General features: G+C 36.5%; 1 protein-coding gene and 1 pseudogene. Both read right to left on the bottom strand.

Going from position 1 to position 1,425, the window contains the following annotated elements; translation table 11 throughout:
- Positions 1–119: 119 nt before the first annotated feature.
- Entirely contained in the window at positions 120–1,112 is a 993-nt protein-coding gene (locus tag HRG09_RS28060; RefSeq protein WP_174104066.1) for a hypothetical protein, read from the bottom strand.
- 93 nt (positions 1,113–1,205) lie between these two features.
- Positions 1,206–1,425, bottom strand: a pseudogene (locus tag HRG09_RS28065) (hypothetical protein); the annotation flags it as partial.

Here is a 1,425-nt window from a genome sequence, read left to right on the forward strand (position 1 = left end):
CGCCCATACACCCGTATAATCGATGTCTACAATTTCAACAATGTTTACCATCCTTTTCTCTCCTTTCGCTTTTAAAAAGAAGAAGAGCACTGTTTCACAGTACCCTCCTCAACCTATATCTATCTAGCATGTTCCATTTCCGCTTCTTTTGGCTGCTCGTTCTTTTTCACACCTTTAAATCGATGAAAAAGTTGTGCGAATTTATTTTGACTTTTTGGTTCTTTCTCCTGGATCGATTCTTTTTTACTGTTTTTATCATATTCCTGTTTTTCTTGATCTAAGGCTTTTTCAATGCTGGATAACTTTTCCCGCTGGGAATCCGTTAAATTCATTCCTTTTAACTCCTGAAGAGCTTCCTTTTTCAACCGGTATACTTCAGGATATGAATGTGTCTTCTCAAACTCTTTCATTTCTTTAACACGTTCTTCCCGACTTTTCGTATACGTTTCTTCTTGTTGTACTGGTTGTTTTTCGTTTGACTCTTCTTTAGATGCCTGCCTGTTAGAATGAGGTTCTTTTTCTGTCTCGCTTCCAAGTATCGCTAACACTTCTGCCTTATACTGTTGTTTATACTCGTTCTCTTCTTGAGAAGGAGCAATCTCTTCTAAAACTTGTTCCTTATATGACTCTTTATAAGCCTCTTTGGGGATTTCTTTAAGTATCAGCGCCGCTTGATTTTTTTCAACTAATGGCTCTTGAGGCTGTGAAGACTGTTCAACTTGATATTCCATCTTTTGATTGGCTATTTCGTCCATTCTTTGCCGCTCAATCGCTCTTTGTTTTATCAAATTTTTCACCACATCAGACAACTGCTTCTCTCCTGTAAGTCGAAGAGAAGATTTTGACCAATTCTCACCATCTATTTCTTGTTCATATACTTTTACTTTCCCCGTATCATGATGAATATCAATTGTGATATCTCCTTGCCCCCAGTCCATTGCGCTTGTCACAGATGGAATCGCAAAACGAGTAACACCAGGTTCAACTCCTCTTCGTTTTTCATGCATATTCCCTTCAGGAAACCTTTCTTTTTGTTTTCCAGTCATCTGAAGTGCTTGTTTATACAAAGCTTCTCTGATTTCTTCTTGCTTCAGTTGTTCTTGTATATTCATTTTTCACTTCCTCCTTTATAATAAAAAATCACTTCTCGTTCTCAACGATAAGTGATGACATTGTTTCTATATTAAATTGTGTACACAAGCTATCTATCGTTCTAATTCCACCTCTTGTTTCTTTTTCTTTGCTACATTTTGGAATTGTGCAAAGTTGGAAAATGGTTCAAACTGTTTTTCCCGATCAACCACTTTCGATTCAGTCTGCTTCGTAACCGTAACTTCTTCTTTGTTCAATTTTTCCTGTACTTTACTTTCTAATTGATTAACAGATTCTTGTGTAATGAGTTCATTATCAATTGCTACATTTTTG

The sequence above is a fragment of the Bacillus sp. Xin1 genome (assembly GCF_013314535.1).
Classification (GTDB): Bacteria; Bacillota; Bacilli; order Bacillales; family Bacillaceae_G; genus Bacillus_A.

Bases quoted from the DNA above. Each gene is read 5' to 3' on its own strand.
- HRG09_RS28060 (WP_174104066.1), bottom strand. From the start codon at position 1,112: ATGAATATACAAGAACAACTGAAGCAAGAAGAAATCAGAGAAGCTTTG.